Here is a 1,470-nt window from a genome sequence, read left to right as displayed (position 1 = left end):
TCAGATCAGAATCTGATATGAGGGTCATTGCTTCCCAGGACGAGAGGCCAGTCGGGCCAGTCGCCCCCGAGACAGCCGCACCAGCCAGTGATGCAGACCTACCAGGGCGATCGCCAAGGGTAGCAGCAGCGCCGGAATGGCCGCCAGCCCTGCCCAATCTGCAATCCAGCCGATGCCCGTGGGAATCAGCGCTGCCCCAAAGCTTGCCGCACTGGTGGTAAATCCAATGGCGGCGGGCACGAGAGCAGCGGGTAGGCGTTTGGGAATTAGCCAGATTGTGGCAGGAAAGATCGGCGCTAGGGCAAACCCAATCAGCGGCAGGCTCACCCATTGGCCTGGCAGTTGCCACCATGCCATTAGCCCTAGCAGCAGCGTGAGTAATGAAACGCTAAGGGTGCGCACTGCCCCCAGCCAGGTCAGACAATATCCCAGTAGAAATCGCCCCAGGGTTAGGCCCAGCCAGTAGGCACTGACGCTATACCCCGCTACCAGTTCGGGGGTCGATCGGGCTAGCACCTGTACTGTATAGGCCCAGTTGCCTAGCCCTGCTTCAATACCGATATAAATTAGCAAAAATAGCCCTGAAAGCAGCACCACTGGAACTTTGAGCGATCGCTTTAGGGTTCTCCAGGCTGTTGTGGATCCTGTAAGATTGCGATGGAGTAAGGGCGGATATCGACAGAACAGAGCTGCCCCTACCGCTACGCCCAACAGTCCTACCAAGCTGGCTAAGGCCAGATACACCTGTCGCCAGTCGTACCCGGCAGCCATCAAGGTGGTGGCGATCGCGGGCCCCAGCAGTGCACCTACGCCATAAAAGCCATGGAGGGTGCCAATTAATGGCGCACTGCGATCGTCCTGCACAATGGCCGTATTTACTCCGGCATCAATCAACCCAATTCCTAACCCCAAAAGCGCCCCCATCACCACCATGATGCTCCACAGGGGCGATCGTCCATAGACTATCAAGGCCAGGGTTAATGCGCCCGAGGCTAGCAGCAGCATGGCCCCCAACCCCAGCCGATGGCTGATAATGCTGCTCATCAGCGCGGCGAGGATGTAGCCACTGATTTGGCTGACAAACAGCAAGGTCACGGTTGCTGGAGTGAGGTCATAGTCTACCAAAATGGATGGCAGCAATACCCCTAGTCCGGCTTCTGTAATTCCAATGGCTATGAAGGCGTAGTAGGAAATGGCAATACCAATCCACCAAGGCGGGACAGACGAAACCGGCATGGACTTCACTCCTCTTCTCAACACAACGGGGCGATCGCCATGCCTATGATACAGATGCCCCATGCCAATTCATGTGTTTTTTGAGATAGAAGAGCGATCGCCCTGAGGAGGTGTATTCAGTTATCATCTGGCTAATCATCTTGATCAGGGGTGTTACAATCCTTATAGGAAAGAGCATTCAGCAGGTGAAGACGTACCCAAAAGCCTGCTGGCTAGTAGTTAGCGTTAGGAATG

Annotated in this window: 1 protein-coding gene; it reads right to left on the bottom strand. The window is 55.6% G+C overall.

Translation table 11 applies throughout. The annotated features are described in order from the left end of the window. Window positions 1–24: 24 nt before the first annotated feature. On the bottom strand, window positions 25–1,236 hold the full coding sequence (locus V6D20_10275) for an MFS transporter (GenBank protein HEY9816166.1): 1,212 nt from the start codon (window positions 1,234–1,236) through the stop codon (window positions 25–27). Window positions 1,237–1,470: the final 234 nt, after the last annotated feature.

This window comes from Candidatus Obscuribacterales bacterium, assembly GCA_036703605.1.
In the GTDB taxonomy this organism is placed as follows: domain Bacteria; phylum Cyanobacteriota; class Cyanobacteriia; order RECH01; family RECH01; genus RECH01.
The sequence above is the reverse complement of the archived record's forward strand: the minus strand, read 5'-3'. Positions and strand labels throughout refer to the sequence as shown.